Origin of the sequence: Klenkia taihuensis, from assembly GCF_900112525.1 — a bacterium.
Classification (GTDB): Bacteria; Actinomycetota; Actinomycetes; order Mycobacteriales; family Geodermatophilaceae; genus Klenkia; species Klenkia taihuensis.
In genome coordinates this window covers 103,670-128,052 of the sequence record NZ_FOMD01000007.1, presented here as the reverse complement: position 1 = coordinate 128,052, position 24,383 = coordinate 103,670, and the positions used below count along the sequence as shown (strand labels likewise).

At 74.3% G+C, this 24,383-nt stretch carries 22 protein-coding genes and 2 rRNA genes; 17 read left to right on the top strand and 7 right to left on the bottom strand.

Features of this window, described 5'->3' with window-relative positions; genetic code table 11:
- Window positions 1-84: ribosomal RNA gene (locus tag BM158_RS21210) — 23S ribosomal RNA — on the top strand; the annotation flags it as partial.
- Window positions 85-219: 135 nt separating this feature from the next.
- Window positions 220-336 (top strand): 5S ribosomal RNA (rrf, locus tag BM158_RS21205).
- 75 nt (window positions 337-411) lie between these two features.
- On the opposite strand, the gene BM158_RS21200 is transcribed toward rrf, so the two are convergent.
- Both BM158_RS21200 and BM158_RS21195 read right to left on the bottom strand, forming a co-directional pair.
- Complete coding sequence (locus tag BM158_RS21200) at window positions 412-1,077, bottom strand: DUF2461 domain-containing protein (protein WP_091564363.1); 666 nt, start codon at window positions 1,075-1,077, stop codon at window positions 412-414.
- Window positions 1,074-1,646, bottom strand: coding sequence for a GNAT family N-acetyltransferase (locus BM158_RS21195; RefSeq protein ID WP_091564360.1), 573 nt, complete (start codon window positions 1,644-1,646; stop codon window positions 1,074-1,076). The genes BM158_RS21200 and BM158_RS21195 overlap by 4 nt, the downstream gene beginning before the upstream one ends.
- A gap of 60 nt (window positions 1,647-1,706) precedes the next feature.
- Here BM158_RS21195 and BM158_RS21190 point away from each other — a divergent pair, with 60 nt between their 5' ends.
- A complete protein-coding gene (locus BM158_RS21190) occupies window positions 1,707-2,921 on the top strand; it encodes a winged helix-turn-helix domain-containing protein (protein WP_229827905.1) in 1,215 nt (404 codons plus the stop codon).
- Window position 2,922: 1 nt separating this feature from the next.
- On the opposite strand, the gene BM158_RS21185 is transcribed toward BM158_RS21190, so the two are convergent.
- From BM158_RS21185 to BM158_RS22795, 3 genes are read right to left on the bottom strand one after another with little or no spacing between them, the layout of a single operon-like run.
- Window positions 2,923-3,738 (bottom strand): DUF4097 family beta strand repeat-containing protein, encoded by an 816-nt coding sequence (locus BM158_RS21185; protein ID WP_091564358.1) that lies wholly within the window; start codon window positions 3,736-3,738, stop codon window positions 2,923-2,925.
- Window positions 3,739-3,753: 15 nt separating this feature from the next.
- A complete protein-coding gene (locus BM158_RS21180) occupies window positions 3,754-4,239 on the bottom strand; it encodes a toxin-antitoxin system HicB family antitoxin (protein WP_091564356.1) in 486 nt (161 codons plus the stop codon).
- A gap of 16 nt (window positions 4,240-4,255) precedes the next feature.
- Complete coding sequence (locus tag BM158_RS22795; RefSeq protein WP_268247955.1) at window positions 4,256-4,390, bottom strand: hypothetical protein; 135 nt, start codon at window positions 4,388-4,390, stop codon at window positions 4,256-4,258.
- 77 nt (window positions 4,391-4,467) lie between these two features.
- Between BM158_RS22795 and thyX the strand changes: the two genes are divergently transcribed.
- The 3 genes from thyX to BM158_RS21165 are packed head-to-tail and all read left to right on the top strand — an operon-like array spanning window position 4,468 to window position 7,855.
- On the top strand, window positions 4,468-5,220 hold the full coding sequence (gene thyX, locus BM158_RS21175) for an FAD-dependent thymidylate synthase (protein WP_207506866.1): 753 nt from the start codon (window positions 4,468-4,470) through the stop codon (window positions 5,218-5,220).
- A 50-nt stretch (window positions 5,221-5,270) separates the two neighbouring features.
- The gene (gene dapA, locus BM158_RS21170; protein ID WP_091564350.1) at window positions 5,271-6,179 is read left to right on the top strand and encodes a 4-hydroxy-tetrahydrodipicolinate synthase; all 909 of its coding nucleotides are present in this window, start codon (window positions 5,271-5,273) and stop codon (window positions 6,177-6,179) included.
- A complete protein-coding gene (locus BM158_RS21165; RefSeq protein WP_091564347.1) occupies window positions 6,176-7,855 on the top strand; it encodes a ribonuclease J in 1,680 nt (559 codons plus the stop codon). The genes dapA and BM158_RS21165 overlap by 4 nt, the downstream gene beginning before the upstream one ends.
- 9 nt (window positions 7,856-7,864) lie before the next feature.
- Here BM158_RS21165 and BM158_RS21160 read toward each other — a convergent pair whose 3' ends face one another.
- A complete protein-coding gene (locus BM158_RS21160; RefSeq protein WP_091564344.1) occupies window positions 7,865-9,805 on the bottom strand; it encodes a S9 family peptidase in 1,941 nt (646 codons plus the stop codon).
- 81 nt (window positions 9,806-9,886) lie between these two features.
- Between BM158_RS21160 and BM158_RS21155 the strand changes: the two genes are divergently transcribed.
- The 11 genes from BM158_RS21155 to BM158_RS21105 all read left to right on the top strand — a co-directional run bounded on the left by BM158_RS21155 (window position 9,887) and on the right by BM158_RS21105 (window position 23,303).
- Complete coding sequence (locus tag BM158_RS21155; RefSeq protein WP_091564341.1) at window positions 9,887-12,451, top strand: DNA translocase FtsK; 2,565 nt, start codon at window positions 9,887-9,889, stop codon at window positions 12,449-12,451.
- A 31-nt stretch (window positions 12,452-12,482) separates the two neighbouring features.
- Complete coding sequence (gene rimO, locus BM158_RS21150) at window positions 12,483-13,940, top strand: 30S ribosomal protein S12 methylthiotransferase RimO (RefSeq protein WP_229827906.1); 1,458 nt, start codon at window positions 12,483-12,485, stop codon at window positions 13,938-13,940.
- Window positions 13,937-14,611 carry a CDP-diacylglycerol--glycerol-3-phosphate 3-phosphatidyltransferase gene (pgsA, locus tag BM158_RS21145; protein ID WP_091564339.1) on the top strand — a complete coding sequence of 225 codons (675 nt, stop codon included), beginning with the start codon at window positions 13,937-13,939 and terminating at the stop codon, window positions 14,609-14,611. Before rimO ends, pgsA begins: the two co-directional genes overlap by 4 nt.
- A 127-nt stretch (window positions 14,612-14,738) precedes the next feature.
- A complete protein-coding gene (locus BM158_RS21140) occupies window positions 14,739-15,098 on the top strand; it encodes a helix-turn-helix domain-containing protein (RefSeq protein WP_091564336.1) in 360 nt (119 codons plus the stop codon).
- Window positions 15,099-15,194: 96 nt separating this feature from the next.
- On the top strand, window positions 15,195-15,866 hold the full coding sequence (locus BM158_RS21135; protein WP_229827907.1) for a TetR/AcrR family transcriptional regulator: 672 nt from the start codon (window positions 15,195-15,197) through the stop codon (window positions 15,864-15,866).
- A gap of 9 nt (window positions 15,867-15,875) precedes the next feature.
- On the top strand, window positions 15,876-17,123 hold the full coding sequence (locus BM158_RS21130) for a DUF4032 domain-containing protein (protein WP_091564333.1): 1,248 nt from the start codon (window positions 15,876-15,878) through the stop codon (window positions 17,121-17,123).
- Between the two features lie 176 nt (window positions 17,124-17,299).
- Window positions 17,300-18,568, top strand: coding sequence for an extracellular solute-binding protein (locus tag BM158_RS21125; protein WP_091564330.1), 1,269 nt, complete (start codon window positions 17,300-17,302; stop codon window positions 18,566-18,568).
- On the top strand, window positions 18,565-19,530 hold the full coding sequence (locus tag BM158_RS21120; protein WP_091564328.1) for a carbohydrate ABC transporter permease: 966 nt from the start codon (window positions 18,565-18,567) through the stop codon (window positions 19,528-19,530). Before BM158_RS21125 ends, BM158_RS21120 begins: the two co-directional genes overlap by 4 nt.
- On the top strand, window positions 19,530-20,363 hold the full coding sequence (locus BM158_RS21115; RefSeq protein WP_091564326.1) for a carbohydrate ABC transporter permease: 834 nt from the start codon (window positions 19,530-19,532) through the stop codon (window positions 20,361-20,363). The genes BM158_RS21120 and BM158_RS21115 overlap by 1 nt, the downstream gene beginning before the upstream one ends.
- Before the next feature lie 39 nt (window positions 20,364-20,402).
- Window positions 20,403-21,668: an ABC transporter ATP-binding protein gene (locus tag BM158_RS21110; protein ID WP_091564323.1), complete on the top strand. Its 1,266-nt coding sequence runs from the start codon at window positions 20,403-20,405 to the stop codon at window positions 21,666-21,668.
- Between the two features lie 48 nt (window positions 21,669-21,716).
- On the top strand, window positions 21,717-23,303 hold the full coding sequence (locus BM158_RS21105) for a glycoside hydrolase family 13 protein (protein ID WP_091564320.1): 1,587 nt from the start codon (window positions 21,717-21,719) through the stop codon (window positions 23,301-23,303).
- On the opposite strand, the gene BM158_RS21100 is transcribed toward BM158_RS21105, so the two are convergent.
- Window positions 23,304-24,284, bottom strand: coding sequence for a carbohydrate kinase family protein (locus BM158_RS21100; protein WP_091564318.1), 981 nt, complete (start codon window positions 24,282-24,284; stop codon window positions 23,304-23,306).
- Between the last annotated feature and the right edge of the window lie 99 nt (window positions 24,285-24,383).

The window sequence follows — 24,383 nt, the reverse complement described above, 5'->3', positions numbered from 1 at the left end:
CAGACCAGCGGGTTGATAGGCCGGAAGTGGAAGCACAGCAATGTGTGGAGCTGACCGGTACTAATAGGCCGAGGACTTGCCTCACCACAACCACGTCCTGATACACAAGCGTGCTCGCGTCCACTGTGCGGTTCTGAAAGAACCGAACACCCCACCCCAACCCCCCAGACCATCAGGTCAACCGGGGGGTAGGGGGTGGCTCGGAAACTTTCACAGAGTTACGGCGGTCATGGCGAGAGGGAAACGCCCGGTCTCATTCCGAACCCGGAAGCTAAGCCTCTCAGCGCCGATGGTACTGCCCGGGGGACCGGGTGGGAGAGTAGGACACCGCCGGACACCATTCCCAGAACGGGGTCACAGCAACCGCTGTGACCCCGTTCTGGCGTCCCCGGACCATTCCGGTCGCTGTTCTCAGCGTCGGCGGTCCGGCGGGGCCGTCGTTGCACCGACGTTGTCGGCCAGCCACTGGTTCAGCGGCACCAGAGCGCGCCAGGTGGTGCGCACGCGCTCGACGACCTCGCGGCTGTCCAGCCAGTCCTCCGGCGTCCACCGGCGCCCGCCGTGGATGGAGCGGTGACGCAACAGTCCACCTCGGGGGTGGTCGGCGTCGTAGCCCCGCGGGGTGCGCGTCAAGCGGTGCCCGTCGAGGTCGATGCCTGCCGCCGCCAGCTCGTCGGCGACCGCCTGCAGGCGGGGGCCCTGCACGTCGTCGTCCACGGCGCGGCGGTAGCGCTCGACCTGGTCGGGCTGCATCCGCCAGCTGCCGCCGGCCACCCGGAGCCCGTCGGCGGAGATCTCCACGTACCAGGCGCCCACGCCGGCGCCCTCGGGGTGCAGCACGGCGCCCTGGTGGGTCTTGTACGGCGTCTTGTCCTTGGCGAAGCGCACGTCCCGGTAGGGCCGGAACAGCTTGGCGGGCCCGAACTCGGGCACGAGCTCGTCGACCAGCGCCTGCATCGGCGCGCGGACGTGCGCGTCGTAGGCGGCCCTGTGCTGCGTCCAGTAGGACCTGCTGTTGTCCGCCTCCAGGCCCTCGTAGAAGACCAGGCCCTCGTCGGGGAAGCCCGTGAAGCTCATCCCGGCCCTTCGTCGTCGCCCAGCAGCACGTGCCACCGGTGCTCGTGGATGGTGGTGGTGCCGGCGTCCAGCGTCCGGGACCAGCCGTCGGGTGCCCAGCCCGCCGACTCCAGGAAACCCGAGGTGACCGGGTCCTCGCGGGGCACCCACATCTGCAGGCGCCGCACCCCGGTGGCGCCCAGCAGGTCGACCGCTGCGGCGACCAGCCGGCTGCCGTGGCCCCGCCTGCCCCAGCGTGGCTCCACGAGCAGCGCGGTGACCTCCGCCGTCGGCCCGTCGGGGGAGGCCGGGTCCTGCGCGGTGACCTCGGCCGGCCCGTGCGCCAGGAACCCGACGGCCGTGGGGCCCTCCAGGGCGACCAGCACGCCGTGCGCCGGGGTCGGGGGCGTGGCCAGCGACGAGGCCCAGCCGTCCGCGACCGCGGCGTCGTCCCAGTCGTCGAGCACCGACGGCGGCAGCAGGGACCGGTAGGCCGTCCGCCAGGCGATCCCCTGCACCCGGGCGATGTCCGCGGCGTCGGCGGGCACCGCCGGCCGGACCGAGGACTCCGCGCGACCCGTCAGCTGCACCGTGCCTCCACGGGCTGCACCCTAGGCGCGCTGTCGGTGGCGGGGTGCAGGATCGGCCCCGTGCACCGCCTGCCGCCCGTCGACCGCATCCCGGCCCCGCTCGCGCGTCGCATCGCGCTGGCCGCCCAGGGGCTGGCCGGCGCCCGCCCTCCGGTTGCCGCCGGCACCCGGCAGCTGCGCACGCTGGTGGAGCGGCTGGCCGTCGTCCAGATCGACTCGGTCAACGTGGTCTCCCGCTCGCACTACCTGCCCGCCTTCAGCCGGCTCGGCCCCTACCGCCACGCCGACCTCGACCGGCTGCACCACCCCCGGCACGACGTGTTCGAGTTCTGGGCGCACGAGGCCTCCTACCTGCCGGTCCGGTTGCAACCCTTCCTGCGCTGGCGCATGGCCGCGGCCGAGCAGCACGCCTGGGGCTCCATGCTCCGGGTGCAGCGCGAACGCCCCGACTACGTCGCCGCCCTGCTCGAGCGGGTCCGCGACGCCGGGCCGCTGAAGGCCAGCGAGCTGGGCGAGCAGCGGCCCAGCACGCCCGGGCAGATGTGGAACTGGCACCCCGGCAAGGCAGCGCTGGAGTACCTGTTCTACGTCGGCGCCCTCACCGCGCGCTCCCGCACGGCCGGGTTCGAGCGGGTCTACGACCTGACCGAGCGGGTGCTGCCCCCCGCCGTGGTCGCCGCACCCACCCCTGCCCGGCCCGACGCCGTCCGCGAGCTGGTGCGCACGGCCTCGCGGGCGCTGGGGGTGGCCACCGAGATGGACCTGCGCGACTACTTCCGGCTGCCGGTCGCCGACGCCCGCACCGCGGTCGCCGAGCTGGCCGAGGCCGGGCAGCTGCTGCCCGTGGAGGTGGAGGGGTGGGACCGGCTCGCCTGGCTCGACCCCGCCGCGCGGCGGCCGCGGGGGGCGCGGGCCCGGGCGCTGCTGTCGCCGTTCGACTCCCTCGTGTGGGAGCGGCCGCGGGTCGAGCGGCTGTTCGGTTTCCGGTACCGGCTGGAGATCTACACCCCGGCCGCGCAGCGCGTGCACGGCTACTACGTGCTGCCCTTCCTGCTCGGCGACCGGCTGGTCGCCCGGGTCGACCTCAAGGCGGACCGGCAGGCCGGCGTCCTGCGGGTGCAGTCCGCGCACGGCGAGGCGCCGCAGCCCGACCCGGAGGTGGCCACGGAGCTCGCCGCAGAGCTGGAGCTGCTCGCCGGCTGGCTGGGCCTGTCCGCGGTGCAGGTCGCCGACCGCGGCGACCTCGCACCCCTGCTGACCGCCGCGGTCGGCTGAATCAGCCCGCCCGGCGCAGCCGCAGGTCGCCCGACACCGAGCGCATCCGCACGGTCAGCACGGCGGCGCCGTCCCCGGCCCCGTCGTCGTCGGGGGCCAGCTGCGAGTCCAGCCGGCCGCTGACGGTCTGCAGGTCCAGCCACAGGCGCAGGCCCGGGGCCACCGCGACCGTCGCGTCGCCCGACACCGTCCGCAGGGCGACCTCGCCGGACGCCACCCGGCCCACGACGACGTCGGCGGAGGCGCTGGTGACCTCGACGTCGCCGCCGACCGGGCCGAGCCGGACGTCGCCGGAGGCGGTCGTCACCGTGACCGAACCCGACACCGCGTCCAGCCGGACGTCCCCGGAGGCCGACCGGACGGCCGCGTCCCCGGTCACCGTGCCCACGTGCACGTCCGCGCTGGCGGTGCGGACGGCGAGCCCGGCGCACGCCTCCACCCGCACGTCCCCGCTGGCGCCGGCCACGTCGACGTCGCCCCAGGGCCCGCGGACGGTGGCCCCCGCCGAGGCGACCGCGAGGCCCAGCGGGCAGCCGGCCGGCAGCACGGCGGTGACGGCGAACCGCGGGCTGGACAGCAGTCGCGAGGCGGGGACGCTGACCAGCAGCCGCGCCGGGGCGCCGTCCGCACTGCCGGGCAGGTGCTGCACGACGACCTCGTCGAGGGCCCTCTCGGCGGCGCCGTTGAGCGCCTCGACGTCGACGGTGATCTCGACGGCGCCCTCGACGGCGGTGAGCAGGACCGAGCCGGCGGGGTTGCGCACCTCGACGGCGGGTGCGGGGCCGGTGACGGCGAAGGTCTCGCGGCGGACGGTCATGACGTGCTCCTCAGGTCAGCTGCGGGCCCAGCCGGTCATCCGGCGGCCCGGCCCCGAGCGCGGGGCGGTGGGGGGTGGTGCCTGCAGGCCGGTGGCGACGGCGCGCACCAGCCAGGTGTTCAGCGAGACGCCGGCGGTGGCGGCCGCGGCGTCGGCGCGGGCCTTGAGCGACTCGGGCAGCCGGAGGCTGATCCGGGCCACGGCCTCGTCGTCGTCGGGAGGTGCGGCGGCAGGCTCGGCGGGTCCGGTGGCGGGCGGGGCGGAGCGGGTGACGACGACCTCGGGGTCGCGCCCGCGGACGACGACGTCGACCGCGGTGTCGTCGAGCGCGGCGGTGACCTCGGCGGCCATCGCGGCCAGGGCGTCGGTGACGGCCAGCCGGACGGCGGGCTCGAGGGTGTCGGCGAGCAGGCCGGCGGTGGCCCGGGTCTGCTCGGTGCCGGCGGCCGCCGTGGCCCGGAGGTGGGCGCGGAGCGCGTCGACGTACTGGCTGAGGTCCATGCGGTGATCCTGCGGGTCAGCCCAGCCGGTGGCGGTCGGCGGGGCGGCGCCGCCACGGCGAGAGGAGCCGGGCGACGTCGCGGTCGTGGGTGCGGGTGGGGCGCCGGCCGAGCTGGCTGCGCAGCTCCTCGACGTAGGGGTCGGATGTCATGGCGCCAGAATGACACCACGATGGCGTCATGGCAATGCCACCGCGGTGCCGGTGCGTCGCCCGTAGGCTCGGGGACCGTGCCCGACATCGCCCCGCTGACGGTCCAGGTCGTCGCCCAGACGCAGTTCACGCCGCCCTCCGACGTCCCCTGGAGCACCGACGCCGACGGCGGGCAGGCGCTCGCCGAGTTCGCCGGCCGGGCCTGCTACCAGTCCTGGGGCAAGCCCAACCCGGCCACCGCGACCAACGCCGGGTACCTGCGGCACATCCTCGAGGTGGGCCACCTGTCGGTCCTGGAGCACGGGTCGGTGTCGATGTACCTGACCGGGGTCTCCCGCTCGCTCACCCACGAGCTCATCCGGCACCGGCACTTCTCCTACAGCCAGCTCTCGCAGCGCTACGTGCCCGAGGGGGACGCCGCCTTCGTCGAGCCCGACGTCATCGCCGACGACCCCGAGCTGCACCAGCTGTTCAGCGACGCCGTGGAGAGCTCCCGGCTGGCCTACGGCGCGCTGCTGGCCGGCCTCGAGGCGCGCTTCGCCGACGTCCCGAACGCCACCCTGCGCCGCAAGCAGGCCCGGCAGGCCGCGCGCGCGGTCCTGCCCAACGCCACCGAGACCCGCATCGTGGTCACCGGCAACTACCGGGCATGGCGGCACTTCGTGGCCATGCGGGCCAGCGAGCACGCCGACGTGGAGATCCGGGACCTGGCGGTGCGCTGCCTGGAGGAGCTGCAGCGGGTCGCCGGGAACGTGTTCGGCGACTTCCGGATCAGCTCGCTGCCCGACGGGTCGAGGGTGGCCGCCAGCCCGCTGGTCGGCGAGGGCTGACCGCGGCGGGGCCGCCGCGCGGCCCGGCGGCGCTGGGTAGGTTGGCGGTCATGACCGCGCACGCCGCCGACCCCGCCCGCCCCTTCGGCCGGGTGCTCACCGCGATGGTCACCCCGTTCACCGAGGACGGGTCCGTGGACCTCGCCGGCGCGCAGGAGCTCGCCAGCCACCTGGTCGACCGCGGCCGGCACGACGGCCTGGTGGTCAACGGGACGACGGGGGAGTCCCCGACCGTCTCCGACGCCGAGCAGGTCGAGCTGCTCCGCGCGGTGCTCGACGCCGTCGGCGACCGCGCCGTGGTGGTCGCCGGGGCCGGCACGAACGACACCGCGCACTCCATCGAGAAGGCGCAGGCCGCCGAGCGGGCCGGCGCCCACGGCCTGCTCGTCGTCACCCCGTACTACAACCGGCCCACCCAGCGCGGCCTGCTCGCCCACTTCGGCGCGGTGGCCGACGCCACCGAGCTGCCGGTCATGCTCTACGACATCCCGCCGCGCTCGCAGGTGCCGATCGCCGTCGACACCCTGGTCCGGCTGGCCGAGCACCCGCGGGTCGTGGCGGTCAAGGACGCCAAGGGCAACCTCAACGACGTCTCCTGGACCCTCGCCCGCACCGACCTCGCCTACTACAGCGGGGACGACGTCCTCAACCTCGCGCTGCTGGCGATCGGCGCCGTCGGGGTGGTCAGCGTCGTCGGCCACGTCGTCGGCCCGCAGCTGGCCGACCTGGTCGCCGCGGTCGAGGCCGGCGACCTGCCCCGGGCGCGGGCGGTCAACGACGCGCTGCTGCCGGTCTACGCCGGGATCATGGGCGGCGGGCAGGGCGCCATGATGGTCAAGGCCGCGCTGCACGCGCTGGGCCTCCCCGCCGGGCCGACCCGGCCGCCGCTGGTCGACGCCACCGCCGAGGAGGTCGCCCAGCTGCGCCGCGACCTCGCCGCCGGGGGCCTCGCGCTGTGATCGGCCAGCTGACCGCGCCCCCGCCGCTTCCCGCGGGCGGGCTGCGGGTGGTCGCGCTCGGCGGGCTGGGCGAGATCGGCCGCAACATGGCCGTGCTGGAGTTCGACGGCCGGCTGCTGGTCATCGACTGCGGGGTGCTCTTCCCCGAGGCCGAGCAGCCCGGCGTGGACCTCATCCTGCCCGACTTCTCCGTCGTCGAGGACCGATTGGACGACGTCGAGGCCGTCGTCCTCACCCACGGGCACGAGGACCACATCGGCGCGGTGCCCTACCTGCTGCGGCTGCGTGCCGACATCCCGCTGGTCGGGTCCCGGTTCACCCTGGCGCTGGTCGCGGCGAAGCTGCGCGAGCACCGGATCGTGCCCGAGCTGGTCGAGGTGGCCGCCGGCGGCACCCACCGGGCCGGGCCCTTCGACCTCGAGTTCGTCTGCGTCAACCACTCCATCCCCGACGCCCTCGCCGTCGCGGTGCACACCCCCGCCGGCACCCTGGTGCACACCGGCGACTTCAAGATGGACCAGCTGCCCCTGGACGGGAAGCTCACCGACCTCGGCGCCTTCGCCCGGCTCGGCGCGGCCGGCATCGACCTGCTGCTCGCCGACTCCACGAACGCCGAGGTGCCCGGCTTCGTCACCAGCGAGCGCTCCATCGGCCCGGTGCTGGACTCGGTCTTCGCCGGCGCGGAGCAACGGCTCATCGTGTCCAGCTTCGCCAGCCACGTGCACCGCATCCAGCAGGTCCTCGACCAGGCGGCCAAGCACGGCCGGCGGGTGGCGCTGGTGGGCCGGTCGATGGTCCGCAACATGGGCGTCGCGCAGGAGCTCGGCCTGCTGCACGTCCCGCCCGGGCTGCTGGTGCCCCTCGACGAGGCCACCGCGATGCCGCCCGAGCAGGTGGTGCTGGTGAGCACCGGCTCGCAGGGCGAGCCGCTGAGCGCGCTGGGCCGGATGGCCGCCGGCACCCACGCCCACGTCACCATCACCCCCGGCGACACCGTCGTGCTGGCCAGCTCCCTGGTGCCGGGCAACGAGACCGCGGTCTACCGGGTCATCAACGGTCTGGCCCGGCTCGGCGCCACCGTGGTGCACAAGGAGACCGCCCGGGTGCACGTCTCCGGGCACGCACCCGCCGGCGAGCTGCGGCTGCTGCTGCAGGTCGCCCGGCCCCGGCACCTGCTGCCGGTGCACGGCGAGTGGCGGCACCTGCGCGCGCACGCCGCCGTCGCCGCCGAGGCCGGTCTCGCCCCCGAGCAGGTGCTGCTGGCCGAGGACGGCGTCGTGGTCGACCTGGTGGACGGCGTCGCGTCGGTGGTCGGCGCGGTGCCGATCGGCAACGTCTACGTCGACGGGCTCAACGTCGGGGACGTGGGGGAGGAGTCGCTGCAGGCGCGGCGCATCCTCGGCGACGAGGGGTTCGTGGCGCTCACCGTCGTCGTCGAGCCGGCCACCGGCACCGTCGTCGCGCCGGTGCACCTGTCCTCGCGCGGGTTCTCCGACGACCCCGAGGCCTTCGCCCCCGCGCTGGCCCTGGTCGAGGAGGCGCTGCGCACCACCCTGGAGCAGGGCCCGGTCGACTCGCACCGGCTCGCGCAGGTGGTGCGCCGGACGGTGGGGAAGTGGGTGTCGGACACCTACCGGCGCCGCCCCATGATCATCCCCACCGTCCTGGAGGTCTGAGGGCCCGGCCTACGGCCGGACCACCTCGATGCGGTCGATGCCCTCGTCTTCGGGGAGGTCGAAGCCGAGCACCTGGGCGTAGAAGGACAGCTCGCCGTCCAGCGACGCCCGGATGTTCTCCGACCTCCGGAACCCGTGCTGCTCGCCCGGGAACAGCAGGTAGGCGTGCGGCACGCCCTTGTCGCGCAGCGCCGCCACCATCATCTCGGCCTGCTCCGGCGGCACCACCCGGTCCTCGGCGCCCTGGAAGACCGCCAGCGGGGTGTCCAACCGGTCGACGTGGTGGATGGGGGAGCGCTCGCGGTAGACCGCCTCGCCCGCCGGCCAGGGCGCAATCAGCCCGTCGAGGTAGCGCGACTCGAAGGAGTGGGTGTCCCGGGCCAGCGCCGCCAGGTCGGCGACGCCGTAGTGGCTGGCGCCGGCGGCGAAGACCCCCGGCCGGAAGGTCAGCGCGGCCAGCGTCGTGTAGCCGCCGGCCGACCCGCCCCGGATCACCGCGCGGTCCGGGTCGACCCGCAGGTGCTCGGGCGCGGCGTCCGAGGACAGCCACCGCACGCAGGCCACCACGTCGTCGAGGTCGGCCACGCCCCAGCGGCCCTGCAGCGCGTCCCGGTAGGCGCGGCCGTAGCCGGTGGACCCGCGGTAGTCGACGTCGGCGACGGCGAACCCGCGGGAGGTCCAGTACTGCACGCCCAGGGTCAGCACCGGCGAGGCCGCCGCGGTAGGGCCGCCGTGCACGACGACCACCAGCGGCGGCCGTTCGCCGTCCGGCCCGCGGAACCCCGGGTTCGTCGGCGGGTAGACGAGAGCGTGCGCCTCGGTGACGCCGTCGGCGTCGGTGGTGGGGAAGGTCACGTGCTCGGGCCGGGAGAAGAAGGACTCGTCGACGTCCTGCGGGGCCGGCCGGAGCACCTCGACCCCGCCACCGTCGGCGTCGACCCGGACCACCTCCGACTTCGACGTCGGGCCGCCGGCGACGCACACCACGGCGGTGCCCTGCGCGCGCAGCTGGGCGAAGGAGGCGTACCGGGTGTCCAGCTCGCGCGGGCCGTCGGCCTCCAGGACGGCGAGCCGGTCGGCGCCGTCCCGGCCGTAGGCGACCACGACCCGGCCGTCGGCCAGCTCGGCGACGCGGCTGGCCCCGAAGACCCACTGCGGGCCGGCCATGTCGCTGCCCGGGTCGCACAGCAGCTCGGGCTCCCCGCCCGGGCGCCACCGGTACAGCGACCAGAAGCCGGTGCGGTCGGCGAAGAACAGCAGCGACCCGTCGGCGGCCCAGGTCGGCTGCACCACGGACTCGCCGTCGCCCCCGGCGACCACGGTCTGCGCGCCGTCGGCGGCCCGCACGACCAGCTGCGCGGCGTCCCAGGGCATCGCCGGGTGCTGCCACTGCAACCAGCTGAGCGCCCCGTCGGGACCCAGGCGGGGGTCGGAGACGAAGCCGGGCCCGGTGACCAGCACCTCGGTGGTGCCGTCGAGGCCGACGGCGACCACCTCGTGCACCACCTCGGCCGCGTCGCCGGAGGCGGTGTGGGTCTCCCGCACGCACAGCACCTGCCCGCCCGGGGTCACCGACAGGTCGGCGAACCGCACGCCCGAGGCGATCGCCGGCTCGGGCGTCAGCGGCTCGGGGTCCCCGCCCGGGACCACCCGGTACAGCCGCTGGTCGGCGAAGTCGGTGAACAGGACCGTGCCCGCCGCCACGGTCCAGGCCCCGCCGCCGTACTCGTGCGCCCGGGTGCGGGCGTTCCACGGCGGGGGCAGCAGGTCGGTCGTCGTGCCGTCCGGGGACCGCCGCACCAGCACCGTCCTGCCGCCCTCGGCGGCCCGCGACTCGGCCCACCAGACGTCGTCGGCGTCGACGGCGACCTCGCCCAGCCGGGCGGCGGTCCGCACGACCTGCTCGGAGGTGATGGGGGTCGGCCAGGATCCGAAGGGCAGCGTCTGCATGCCCTGTGACGCTAGTCCGGGGAGCAGACACGCTCTCCCGCCTGCCGCACGGGCACCACGCGCGCGATTACCGTCGGCGACATGCCTGCGCGCTCGACCACGTCGACCCGCCGGTCGGCCTCCGGCAGCTCGTCGCGCAGCCGTCCGGCGACCACCGCTGCGAAGAAGAAGGCGCCCGCCAAGCGGGCGCCGGCCAAGCGGGGGAGCACCACCGCGGCCCGCCGACCCGCCCCCAGGCGCCGCTCCGTCGGGGCCGGGCTGTGGTCGGCGGCCAGCGGCACCTGGTCGCTGCTGGCCCGCGGCGCCGGTGGGCTGGCCCGCTCGGTCGCCCGGCCCGAGGAGGCCGAGCCGCTGGCCCCCGAGCACCGCCGGGACGGCGTCGGCCTCGCCGTCCTCGGCCTGGCCATCGTGCTGGGGGTGACCGCCTACGTCGGCGACGTCGGCCCGGTCGGCTCCGGGATCGTGGACGCCTTCCGCTGGGCGTTCGGCGCGCTGACCTACCTGCTGCCCGTCGTGCTGCTGCTGGCCGCGCTCCGGCTGCTGCGGCACGGCCCCCGCCCCGAGGCCCGCGGCCGGCTGGTCATCGGCTGGATCTGCATCGTGCTGCCGGTGCTCGGCATCGCGCACCTGGTCACCGGCTCGCCCACCGGCGACGAGCGGCACGCCGGTGGCGGCCTGGTCGGCTGGGCCGTCGGCAACCCGGTCGGCGCCGGCGTCGGCACCGCCGTGGGCGTGGCGCTGTTCCTGCTCGTGGTGTTCTTCGGCGTCCTGGTCGTCACCGCCACCCCGGTGCACCAGGTGCCCGAGCGGCTGCGCGGGTTCGTCGACCGGGTCACCGGCCGCGCCGACGACGACTACGACGACGAGGAGTACGAGGACGACGAGTTCGTCCCCGACCTCGGCGAGGACGCCGACCCGCCCAAGCCGCGCGCCACCCGCCGCGGCCGGGCGCAGGCCGCCATGGACGCGCTCACCGCCGCCGCCGACTCCGCCGAGACCGGCGTCATCGACACCGGCGACGTGGACGGGGCCGGCGACGCGGTGGCCGTGGAGCCCACGACGGGGACCGCCCTGCGCCGTCCGCCCGTGGTGGAGGACCGCACCCGCCGGGTCGAGCCCGAGCTGCCGCCGATCACCGAGCCCGAGCAGATGGTCATCGAGCCGGTCGAGGGCGACTACGTGCTGCCCTCGCTGAACTCGCTGCGCCCGGGCGACCCGCCCAAGGCCCGGTCGAAGTCCAACGACATCGCCATCGAGGCCATCACCGGCGTCCTCGAGCAGTTCAACATCGACGCCGCGGTCACCGGGTTCACCCGCGGCCCGACGGTGACCCGCTACGAGGTCGAGCTCGGCCCCGCGGTCAAGGTCGAGAAGATCACCGCGCTGACCCGCAACCTCGCCTACGCCGTCGCCAACGACAACATCCGCATCCTGGCGCCGATCCCCGGCAAGTCCGCGGTCGGCATCGAGGTGCCCAACGTCGACCGCGAGAAGGTCAGCCTCGGCGACGTGCTGCGCTCGGGTGCGGCCAAGCAGGACCCGCACCCCATGCTGGTCGGCCTGGGCAAGGACATCGAGGGCGGTTTCGTCTGCGCCAACCTGGCGAAGATGCCGCACCTGCTGGTCGCCGGCGCGACCGGCGCCGGCAAGTCCTCGTGCGTGAACTCGCTGCTGACCTCGCTGCTGCTGCGGGCCACGCCGGACCAGCTCCGGATGATCCTCATCGACCCCAAGATGGTCGAGCTGACCCCCTACGACGGCATCCCGCACCTGATCACGCCGATCATCACCGACCCGAAGAAGGCCGCCACCGCGCTGGCCTGGCTGGTCGAGGAGATGGAGCAGCGCTACCAGGACATGCGCGCCACCGGCGTCCGGCACGTCGACGACTTCAACCGCAAGGTCGAGCGCGGCGAGGTCACCGCGCCCCCCGGCAGCGAGCGGGTCTACCGGCCCTACCCCTACATCCTGGCCATCGTCGACGAGCTGGCCGACCTCATGATGGTCGCCGCCCGCGACGTCGAGGAGTCGATCGTCCGGATCACCCAGAAGGCCCGCGCCGCCGGCATCCACCTGGTGCTGGCCACCCAGCGGCCCTCGGTCGACGTCGTCACCGGCCTGATCAAGGCCAACGTGCCCTCCCGGCTGGCCTTCTCCACCTCCAGCCTGACCGACAGCCGGGTCATCCTCGACCAGCCCGGCGCGGAGAAGCTGATCGGCATGGGCGACGCCCTGTTCCTGCCGATCGGCGCGGGCAAGCCGCTGCGCGTGCAGGGCGCCTTCGTCTCCGACGCCGAGATCGAGGCGGTCGTCGAGTTCACCAAGCGGCAGGCCGAGCCCGAGTACCGCGAGGAGGTCTTCACTGCCGCGGCCGGCGAGCAGAAGGAGATCGACGAGGACATCGGCGGTGACCTGGAGCTGCTCGTGCAGGCCGTCGAGCTGGTGGTCACCAGCCAGTTCGGGTCGACCTCGATGCTGCAGCGCAAGCTGCGGGTCGGGTTCGCCAAGGCCGGCCGGCTGATGGACCTGATGGAGAGCCGCGGCATCGTCGGGCCGTCCGAGGGGTCCAAGGCCCGGGACGTGCTGCTCAAGCCCGACGAGCTCGAGGGTGCGCTGTACCTCCTCCGTGGCGGCGTCGAGGGCTGAGCGGGGCGCCTACCATGGCCGGGTGCCTGCTGTGCCCGCTGTGCCCCACCTCGACCAGCCCCTCGCCGACCTGGGGGCCGACGTCACCACCGTCGCGATGGTGACCCTGGGCTGCGCCCGCAACGAGGTCGACAGCGAGGAGCTGGCCGGCCGGCTGGCGGCCGACGGGTACCGCCTGGTCGCCGACGCCGCCGACGCCGACGCCGTGCTGGTCAACACCTGCGGGTTCATCGAGACCGCCAAGAAGGACTCCGTCGACGCCATCCTCGAGGCCGGCGACGGCGGGGCCAAGGTCATCGCGGTGGGCTGCATGGCCGAGCGGTACGGCAGCGAGCTGGCCGGCGCCCTGCCCGAGGCCACCGTGCTGGGGTTCGACGACTACGCCGCCATCGGCGACCGCCTGGACGACGTCCTCGCCGGCCGACCGCTGGTGCCGCACACCCCGCGCGACCGGCGCACCCTGCTGCCGATCAGCCCCGCCGACCGCACCCGCGCGGCCGTCGCGCCGTCGTCCCCGGCCATCCCGGGGCACGACTGGCTCAAGCGCACCCGGCTGACCACCGGGCCGACCGCCTCGCTGAAGCTCGCCTCGGGCTGCGACCGGCGCTGCGCCTTCTGCGCCATCCCGGCCTTCCGCGGCGCGTTCGTCTCCCGGCCGGTCGCCGAGGTGCTCGGCGAGGCGCAGTGGCTGGCCGGCCAGGGCGTCACCGAGGTCGTGCTGGTCAGCGAGAACTCCACCTCCTACGGCAAGGACCTCGGTGACCTGCGCACGCTGGAGAAGCTGCTCCCGCAGCTCGCCGGCATCGAGGGCCTGGCCCGCGTGCGGGTGGCCTACCTGCAGCCGGCCGAGCTGCGCCCCGGGCTGCTGGAGACCATCGCGTCCACGCCGGGCGTCGCGCCCTACTTCGACCTGTCCTTCCAGCACAGCTCGCCGACCCTGCTGCGTCGGATGCGCCGCTTCGGCGGCACCGAGGACTTCCTCGGCCTGGTCGAGCGGGCCCGGGCGCTGGCGCCCGGCGCCGGCTTCCGCACCAACGTCATCCTCGGCTTCCCCGGGGAGACCGAGGACGACGTCGCCGAGCTGGAGCGGTTCCTCACCGCGGCCCGGCTGGACGCCGTGGGCGTGTTCGGCTACTCCGACGAGGAGGGCACCGAGGCCGCGCGGCTGGACGGCCACCTGCCCCAGCACGAGGTCGACGCCCGGGTCGCCCGGATCACCGACCTGGTCGAGGAGCTCACCGCCCAGCGGGCCGAGGAGCGGGTCGGGTCCACCGTGCAGGTGCTGCTCACCGAGGACCTCGGCGGGGGCACCTGGTCCGGCCACGCCGAGCACCAGGACCCCGACGCCGATGGCACCACCACCGTCTCCGACGTCCCCGCCGGTGCGGTCCCCGGCCAGGTCGTGCCCGCCCGCGTCACCGGCACCGAGGGCGTCGACCTGGTCGCGACGTGCCGCGTACCCGTGGGGGCCGGTGCCGACCGCGCATGAGCGACGTCCTGCCCGACCCGGCCGCCACCCCGCCCCAGACGGCGCGGGTGGTCAACCTGCCCAACGCCCTGACGGTGCTGCGGCTGGCCGTGGTCCCGCTGTTCGCCTGGCTGCTGCTGGCCGACGGCGGCATGGACGACCGGCAGCGGTGGTGGGCGACGCTGTTCTTCGCCGTCGCGATCATCACCGACCGGTACGACGGCATGATCGCCCGGCGCACCAACCAGGTGACCGAGTTCGGCAAGCTGGCCGACCCGATCGCGGACAAGGCGCTGACCGGGACGGCGCTGATCGGGCTCTCGGCGCTGGACCTGCTGCCGTGGTGGGTGACCCTGGCCATCCTGGTCCGCGAGCTGGGGGTGACCCTGCTGCGGTTCTGGGTGATCCGGCACGGGGTGATCGCGGCCAGCCGGGGCGGCAAGGCCAAGACCGTGGTGCAGGCGATGGCGATCGGGCTGTACCTGATGCCGCTGACCGGCCTGCTGGCCTCCGTCCGCTGGTGGGTGATGGGCGCGGCGCTGCTGCTCACCGTGGTCACCGGCGTGGACTACGTGGTGCGGGCCCTGCGGCTGCGGCGCACCAGCGCCCGGGCGATGCGGGCCGCGGCGGCGCGCCGGGCGGCCGGGCGGGCCGGGGGTGCCGTCGACCGGCGCACCGACACCGCCGCCTGAGCGCGGGAGTGAACGGGGCGTCCCGGTCGTTGTTCTGCCCAGAGCGGACGCGGTTCGTCCGCCCGGTGCGGACCGGGCGCCGCGCGTACCGTTGCCCCACGACCACCGATCGGGACAGGAGACGGCGATGACGCTGCTGCGCACCCAGCTCGGCACCACCCTGCGCGGCCACCGGCTGCAGCAGCGACGGACGTTGCGCGACGTGTCCGGCGCGGCCCGGGTCAGCCTGGGCTACCTGTCGGAGGTCGAGCGCGGCCAGAAGGAGGCCTCCTCGGAGCTGCTGGCCTCCATCTGCGACGCCCTCGACGTCGAGCTCGCCGACCTGCTCGCCGAGGTGAGCACCGAGCTGCGCGGTGGGCGCCCCGCGGTCACCCCGCTGGTCCCGGCCGCCCCGGTCGAGCAGGGCACCGAGCAGCCGTCGGCCGAGCCCGCCCTGGCGCTCGTGGGCGGGACCCGGCGCCGCGGGCCGGTCGCCCTCGCCGCCTGAGGTCCCGCCGGGTCCCTGGGGCGGGTGGTGCGACACGACCCCCGTCCCGGACCCGATGTCCTTGACCCTGGGTGAGCGCAGTGGGACACAGTGTGGGTGAACCCGCTCCCGCTGCCCGACCGGTACTCGCCCCGCACGATCGAGGACACCGGCACCGTGCTCACGGCGCCGTCCACCGGGGAGACCGGTACCCACGCCACCGTCGTCCTCGGTGAGCTGCCGCTGCTGCGCCCGCGGGCGGGCACCGGGCCGGCCCCGCACACCCGCGCCGGCGCCACGCTGGCCAAGACCCGTCGCGGTCTGCTGGCCGGCGCCGCCGTCGCGTTCGCCGAGCACGGCCTGCGCCGGGCGACGATGCAGCACGTCGCCGCCGCGGCCGGCGTCGCCAAGGCCACGCTCTACAACCACTTCCGGACCAAGGACGACGTCGTCGCCGCCCTGCTCGAGGCCGAGCTGCAGCGGCTGACCACGCTGGCCGCGGGCCTGCCGCGGGAGCGGGCGCTGCTGGCGCTGGCCGAGGAGGTCGGCGGGCACCCGGTGCTGCGCCGGCTCGCGGTCACCGAGCCCGAGGCACTGGCCCGGCTGCTGCAGGCCGCTGACGGGGGCGCGCTGGCCGGCCGGCTGGGCTCGGCGCTGTTCCTCGACGACGACACCGCCGCCGTCGTCCTGTCCTGGCTGGTCGGCCTCGTGCTGGCCCCCGGCACGGCGCAGCAGCGGGCCCGCCAGGCGGCCACCATGGCCCGGGTGGCCGGGGGCCCGGCCCGGTAGCGTTCGTCCGTGCGCTTCCTGTTCCGCCCCCCGGCCGACGAGGCCACGGCGCTGCTCACCCTGCCGTGGGAGCAGCCGCTGGAGGAGTGGGACCCCGACCTGTTGCTGCACGTCCCCCAGCGCGGCATCTCCCGGCACGTGGTGCGCTTCGTGGCGGCCGAGGGCAGCGTGTTCGCGCTCAAGGAGATCGCCGAGCCGCTGGCCCGCAAGGAGTACGCCCTCCTCGGCGAGTTCGCCGAGGAGGGCCTGCCCGCGGTGTCGGTGCTGGGCATCTGCGTCGACCGACCGGGCGGCCAGGAGGCACTGCTGGTCACCCGGTACCTCGAGTACTCGATGTCCTACCGGCACCTGTTCTCCAGCCCGCGCAGCCAGCACTCGACCAGCCAGCTGCTGGACACGATGGTGGTGCTGCTGGTCCGGCTGCACCTGGCGGGTGTGTTCTGGGGTGACTGCTCGCTGTCCAACACCCTGTTCCGGCCCGACGCCGACGGCCTGACCGCCTACCTGGTCGACGCGGAGACCGTGGAGCGGCGTCCCGTGCTGTCCGCCGGGATGCGCCGCCACGACGTCGACCTGGCCCGCGAGCGGGTGGGCGCGGAGCTCCTGGACCTGCAGTTCGGCGAGCTGCTCAGCCCCGACGTCGACCCGATCACGGTGGCCGACGCCCTGCCCGGCCGGTACGAGGCGCTGTGGGACGCCGTCACCCGCGAGGAGGTCTTCCGCCGTGACGAGCAGCGCTACCGGGTGGCCGAGCGGCTGGCCTGGATCAACGAGCTGGGCTTCGACGCCGGCGAGGTCGAGCTGGTGCACACCCCCGAGGGCGCCCGGCTGCGGGTGCAGACCCGGGTCGCCGAGCCCGGCCAGCACCGCCGCGAGCTGTTCCGGCTGACCGGGCTGGAGGTGCAGGAGAACCAGGCCCGCCGGCTGCTCAACGACCTGCGCAGCTACCGGGCGTGGCTGGAGCAGGAGGGCGGTCGCCCGGTGCCCGAGACCGTCGCCGGGCACCGGTGGATGGCCGAGGTGTACCTGCCGGTGGTGCAGGCCGTGCCCCGGCACCTGGCCGGCCGGCTGGCCCCCGCGCAGCTGTTCCACGAGGTGCTCGAGCACCGCTGGTTCCTGTCCGAGCAGGCCGGCCGGGACGTCGGGACGACCGCGGCCCTGGAGTCCTACCTGAGCTCCGAGCTGCCCCGGCTGCCCGCCGACATGACCACCCCGGCGGTGCTCGCCGGGGGCGCGGACGGTGCCCCCGACCGGTAGGTCACGAGTCGGACACGGCCCGGTTTGCGAACTCGGGTGGTCTGGACCACAGTCGCCTCACAGCTGGTGATCATGGATCACCGGGACGTCCGCGGCCCCCGGGTCGCCCGACCATCGGAGGCGGCGTGCCGAGCGCGACGAAGCACACGGGACGGTCCAGGGCACGGCTGGTCGGGATGGCGGCCAGCGCCGTCGTCGCGGCCTCGGGCCTGGCCGCCTGCGGCAGCGGGGACAGCGGTCCACCGGTGCTCAACTGGTACATCAACCCCGACTCCGGCGGGCAGGCCGAGATCGCGTCCCGCTGCACCGACGCCGCGGAGGGGCGGTACACGATCGCCACCTCGGTCCTGCCCCGCGAGGCCTCGGCGCAGCGCGAGCAGCTGGTCCGCCGGCTGGCGGCCAACGACTCCTCCATCGACATCATGAGCCTGGACCCGCCCTTCATCCCGGAGTTCGCCCAGGCCGGTTTCCTGGCCCCGGTGCCCGAGGACGTCGCCGGCCGGGTCACCGAGGACGTCGTGGAGAGCGCCGTCGAGGGCTCGACCTGGGACGGCGAACTGGTGACGGTGCCGTTCTGGGCCAACACCCAGCTGCTCTGGTACCGCCAGTCGGTGGCCGAGGCGGCGGGGCTGGACATGTCGCAGCCGGTGACCTGGGACCAGATCATCCAGGCGGCGCAGGACCAGGACGTCCTCATCGGCGTCCAGGGGATCCGCGCCGAGGCGCTGACGGTGTGGTTCAACGCCCTCATCGAGAGCGCCGGCGGGTCGATCATCGCCGAGAACTCCACCGACCCCGAGCAGATCCAGCTCGGGCTGACCAGCGAGGCCGGTGTCCGGGCCGCCGAGGTCATGCGCGCCATCTCCGACTCCGGCCAGGTCGGCCCGGCGCTGTCCACGGCCAACGAGGACTCCACCGCCACCGGCTTCGAGAGCGACCAGGGCGGCTTCATGGTCAACTACCCGTTCGTCTACCCCCGCGGGCTGGCGGCGGTCGAGGCCGGCACGCTGGACCAGGCGACCGTCGACGACTACGCCGCGACGGTCTACCCGCAGGTCGACGAGGGGACCGAGGCGGCCCCGCCCTACGGCGGCATCAACCTCGGTGTCGGCGCCTTCAGCGACCACCCCGACCTCGCCTACGAGGCCACCGAGTGCATCACCAGCACCGAGAACCAGGCCTACTACTTCACCAGCAACGGCAACCCGGCCTCGGACTCCACCGTCTACGAGGACCCCGAGGTGCTCGAGGCGTTCCCCCAGGCGCCGGTCATCCTGCAGTCGCTGGAGCAGGCTGCCCCCCGGCCGCAGACCCCGTACTACAGCGAGGTGTCCGGCGGTCTGCAGCGCGAGTACCACCCCACTGCCGACATCGACCCCGAGCAGACGCCGCAGGACGCGACCGAGCTCATCGAGGCAGTCCTGCGGAAGGAGCAGCTGCTGTGAGCACCACGACGCTCCCGCCGACCGGGAAGAGGACCGAGCCGGTCTCCTCGCCCGAGCGGCACACCAGCGACCGGGCCAGGGCCGAGCGCAAGCTCGGCTGGCTGCTGGCCGGCCCGGCGCTGGCGGTCATGCTGCTGGTGACCGCCTACCCGATCGCGCAGGCGTTCTACGACTCGCTGTTCGACTACCGGCTCACCGACCCGCAGAACCGCTCGTTCACCGGGCTGAACAACTACGTCGTCATCCTCACCGACCCGCTGTGGTGGACCGCGATCGGCGTGACGGCCCTGATCACCGTCATCACCGTCGCGGTGGAGCTGGTCCTGGGCTTCGCGCTCGCCCTGGTGATGAACAAGGCGCTGAGGTCGATCAGGCCGGTGCTGCGGGCGGCGATCCTGATCCCCTACGCCGTCATCACCGTGGTGTCGGCATTCGCGTGGCAGTTCGCCTTCGACATCAACACCGGGTTCGTCAACAGCTGGTTCGCCTGGCTGCCGGGCGTCGACCCGACGACCGACTGGTTCGGCAGCTTCGGCAGCTCGCTGCTGGTCATCTGCCTCGCCGAGATCTGGAAGACCACGCCGTTCATCTCCCTGCTGCTGCTGGCGGGTCTGGCGCAGGTGCCCGAGGTGCTGCAGGAGGCCGCGAAGGTCGACGGAGCCACCTGGTGGCAGCGGATGCGCCGGGTGACCCTGCCGAACATGAAGGCCGCGATCATGGTCGCCCTGCTGTTCCGCACGCTGGACGCGTTCCGGGTCTTCGACTCGATCTTCATCATGACCGCCGGCGCCAACAGCACCGAGTCGGTGTCCTTCCTGGCCTACCGGCAGACCATCTCCCGGTTGGAGATCGGGTTGGGCTCGGCGGTGTCGGTGCTGCTGTTCGTGGTGGTCGTGCTGATCGCCTTCAGCTTCATCAAGGGGTTCAAGGTCGACCTGGCCCAGGCTCGAGGGGAGCGCTGATGTCCACCAAGGAGAAGACCGGCTGGATCATCGGCGGGGTCCTCATCGTCCTGTACTGCCTGGCGCCCATCGCCTGGATCGTGTCCCTGTCGTTCAAGGCGCCCAGCGACCTCGCCAACGGGTCGTTCCTGCCCACGACGCCGACGGGGGAGAACTACGGCCTGATCCTCAACGGCAGCGCCAGCGGCCTGTTCCTCCCGGCGCTGCGGAACTCGTTCGCGATCTGCCTGATCGCGACCTTCATCAGCTGCGTGCTGTCGATGTTCGCCGCGTACGCGATCGCCCGGCTGGACTTCCCCGGCAAGAAGTTCATCCTCGGCACGGCGCTGGCGGTGGCCATCTTCCCGGTCATCTCGATCGTCACGCCGCTGTTCAACCTGTGGCGCAACATCGGCCTCTACGACACCTGGCCCGGGCTGATCATCCCGTACCTGTCGCTGACCCTGCCGCTGTCGATCTGGACGATGTCGGCCTTCTTCCGGGAGATCCCCTGGGAGATGGAGCAGGCCGCCCAGGTCGACGGCGCCACCACCTGGCAGGCGTTCCGCAAGGTGATCGTGCCGCTGGCCGCCCCCGGGGTGTTCACCACGGCGATCATCGCGTTCTTCATCGCCTGGAACGACTTCGTCTACGGCATCTCGCTGACCTCGACGGAGGCGTCCCGCCCCGTGCCGGCCGCCCTGGGCCTGTTCTCCGGGGCGTCGCAGTTCGAGGACCCGACCGGGGCCATCGCCGCGGCCGCCGTCATCGTCACCATCCCCGTCGTCGTCCTGGTGCTGATCTTCCAGCGCCGCATCGTCGCCGGGCTCACCAACGGGGCCGTCAAGGGCTGACCAGCCCCCAGCCCACTCCCGAGCGAGAAGGAGAGACCGATGGCCTCCATCGAGATGAAGAACATCGTCAAGAAGTACGGCGACGGCTTCCCCGCCGTGAACGACGTCAGCCTGGACATCGCCGACGGCGAGTTCATGATCCTGGTCGGGCCGTCGGGCTGCGGGAAGTCGACGCTGCTGCGGATGATCGTCGGGCTGGAGGACATCACCTCCGGCGACATGGTCATCGGCGGCACCCGGGTGAACGACAAGGCCCCGCGGGACCGCAACCTGTCGATGGTGTTCCAGAACTACGCGCTCTACCCGCACATGAGCGTGTACGAGAACATCGCCTTCCCGCTGCGGTTGTCCAAGACGCCCGACGACCAGGTCGACCGGCTGGTCAAGGAGGCCGCCGACGTCCTGGAGCTGCACGAGCACCTGGACCGCAAGCCGGCCAACCTCTCCGGTGGCCAGCGCCAGCGGGTGGCCATGGGCCGGGCCATCGTCCGGCAGGCCGAGGCGTTCCTGTTCGACGAGCCGCTGTCCAACCTCGACGCCAAGCTGCGCGGCCAGATGCGCACCGAGATCGCCCGGCTGCAGCGCCGGCTGGGCATCACCACCGTCTACGTCACCCACGACCAGACCGAGGCGATGACCCTGGGCGACCGGGTCTGCGTGCTGCGCAAGGGCTCGATCCAGCAGGTGGCCTCCCCGCGCGAGCTCTACGAGCAGCCGGTCAACCTGTTCGTGGCCGGGTTCATCGGCTCGCCGCCGATGAACTTCCTGCCGGCCACCGTGCAGGGCTCGACGCTGCAGACCCCCTTCGGGCCGATCGAGCTCGACGAGAGGCGGGCGGCCGCCGTCGCCGGGCGCGACCTGCTGCTGGTGGGCATCCGGCCGGAGTACTTCGAGGACGCCTCGCTGGTCGACGAGGCCAAGAAGCACGTGGGGACGACGTTCACCGCCAAGGTCGACGTCACCGAGTGGCTGGGCGACCAGCAGTACGCCTACATCCCCTACGAGGCCCCCGACCAGATCCGCACCCGACTGCGCGACCTGTCCAAGGAGCTCGACAGCGAGGAGCTGCGCACCCAGGCGATCGTGTCCATCGACTCCACCAGCCGGATCCGCGAGGGCCGGGAGGCCGAGTTCTGGCTGGACACCCGCAAGGTGCACGTCTTCGACCCGGAGACCGGGGAGAACCTGACCCGCGACGCCGAGGCCGGCGCCGAGCTCACCCGGATGGCCGTCGAGGACCGGGAGGAGCAGGTCGCGGAGGCCAGCGGTGGGCTGACCGGGGACCGCAGCAGCGGCGCCGCGTGAGCGGTCCGTCGCCCCTCGCCGCATGAGCGGCCCGTCGCCCCTCGCCGCGTGAGCGGCCCGGCGCCGTGGTGGCGGCGGGCGGTGGTCTACGAGGTGTACGTGCGCAGCTTCGCCTCCGCGGGGGCGGGGCGGGCGCACGGCCTCGGTGACGTCGCGGGCATCCGCTCCCGGCTGCCCTACCTGGCCGGCCTCGGCGTCGACGCGCTGTGGATCACCCCGTGGTACCCGTCGCCGATGGCCGACGGCGGGTACGACGTGGCCGACCACTGCGACGTCGACCCGCGGTTCGGCACCCTCGACGACGTCCGGGCGCTGGTGGCCGACGCGCACGAGCGGGGCCTGCGGGTGCTGGTCGACCTGGTGCCCAACCACACCTCGGTCGAGCACCCGTGGTTCACCGAGGACCCGTCGCTGTACGTGCTGCGTCCCGGCCGGGGCGAAGGGCCGCCCAACGACTGGATCTCGGCGTTCGGCGGCCCGGCCTGGACGCGGCTGCCCGGCTCGGACCTCTGGTACCTGCACACCTTCGCCCCCGAGCAGCCCGACCTGGACTGGTCGAACGACGAGGTGCGCCGCCGGTTCGACGACGTGCTGCGCTTCTGGCTGGACCTGGGCGTGGACGGCCTGCGGGTCGACGCGGTGCCCGCGATCGGCAAGGACCTGACCCTGCCCGACGCGGGCCACGAGCCGGGGGCGCTGTTCGCGTCCTCCTCGTGGGAGGGCAGCCCGCAGTGGGACGGCGACTGGGTGCAGGACGTGGTGGCCCGCTGGCGGTCGGTGGTCGACGAGTACTTCGGCGACCGGGTGCTGGTCAGCGAGTCGGTGGTGGCCGGGCCCGAGCGGGCAGCGCGGTACGTGGCCCCGGGCCGGATGCACACCACGTTCAACTTCGACCACCTGCACGCCCCGTGGGACCCGGCGGCGCTGCGGGCGGTGGTCGACGCGACCCTGGCGGCGCTCGCCCCCACCGGCGCACCGGCGACGTGGGTGCTGTCCAACCACGACGAGACCCGGCACGTGACCCGGTTCGGCCGCCGCTCCACCGGCGTCGGTGTGATGGGGTTCGACGCCGGGGAGCCCAGCGACCTGGACCTCGGGCTGCGCCGGGCGCGGGCCGCGGCCCTGCTCATGCTGGCGCTGCCGGGCAGCGCCTACCTGTACCAGGGCGAGGAGCTCGGGCTGCCCGAGGTCACCGACCTGCCCGAGGAGCTGCTGCAGGACCCCACCTGGGAGCGGTCCGGGCGCACCTCCCGCGGCCGGGACGGCTGCCGGGTGCCGCTGCCGTGGTCGGGGACGGCGCCGCCGTTCGGCTTCGGCGCGGACCACCCGTGGTTGCCCCAGCCGCCGTCCTGGGCGGCGCTGACCGCGGAGGCCCAGGACGGCGACCCGGGCTCGGTGCTGACGCTCTACCGTGCGGCGCTGCGGCTGCGCCGGGAGCTGCTGGCCGGCGAGGAGTTCGGCTGGGACGACGCACCGGCCGAGGTGCTGTCCTTCACCCGCGGCCCGGTGCTGCGCTGCGTGGTCAACCTGGGCGCCGAGCCGCTGCCGCTGGTGGGGGAGGTCCTGCTGGCCAGCGGCCCGGTGCCCGACGGCGAGCTGCCCACCGACACCGCCGCGTGGCTGACCGTGCCCTGATCAGCGCCGCGCCGCGTCCAGGTCGGCCCGGGTGGGCGGGTCGGCGCCGACCCGGGTGCAGCACAGCGCGGCGACCAGGGCGGCGTCGGCGACCACCCGCCGCAGCAGGTCCTCGTCCACGTGGTCCAGCGCGGCGCGGGTGGTGACCCCGGCGTCCAGCAGCCCGGTGAGGAAGCCGGCGGCCAGGGAGTCCCCGGCGCCGACGGTGTCGGCGACGGTGACCGTCGGCGGGGTGTGCCGCAGCAGCGGCCGGCCCGGCCGGGCCACGCGCAGCGGCTCGCCGCCGTCGGTCAGCAGCACCACGCCGGGCCCGCGGTCGGCCCACCGCTGCACGGCCTCGTCGAGGTCGGTGGTGGCCGGCTCGAGCCAGGCGAGGTCCTCGGCGCTGACCTTGACCACGTCGGCGACGGCCAGCAGCCGGTCCAGCCGGGCCCGGACGTCGGGGCCGGTGTTGCCGAACCCCTCGGCCAGCGACACCCGGATGTTGGGGTCGACGCTGACCAGCGCCGAGCCGTCGGCGTGCAGCCGCTCGGCCAGGCCAGCGATGGCCTCGCTGCCGGGAGCGGTCCAGGAGGAGATGGAGCCGACGTGCAGGGCGGTGGCCCCGGGCGGCCAGGCGGCGGCGACCTCGTCGTCGGTCCACTGCCAGTCGGCCGCACCCAGCACGTGGAACCCGTAGTCGGCCGAGCCGTCGGGGGCCAGGCCCACCACCGCCAGGCTGACCGGGTCGTCGGAGTCCACCGAGCGGGACACGTCGACCCCGGACAGCTCGGCGTGCCGGCGCAGGTTGCCCGCCAGCGGACCGGTGCCGAAGCGGGCGAGCAGGTGCACCGGGTGGCCCAGCCGCCCGGCGGCGACCGCGACGTTGAGCGCGTTGCCGCCCGGCCGGGCGACGAACTGCGGGGCGGTGCCCTCGGCTCCGGGGTCGGCCCCGGGCACGGGGATGAGGTCGACGACCAGCTCGCCGAGGACGGTCAGCATGCGTGGGAGACTAGGTGCTGCAGGTCTCACCCAGGTGCCGAGGTGGCCCCCTGATCACGTTGCCTGGGACGATGGACGGCGACGACGTGCGCACCGCCC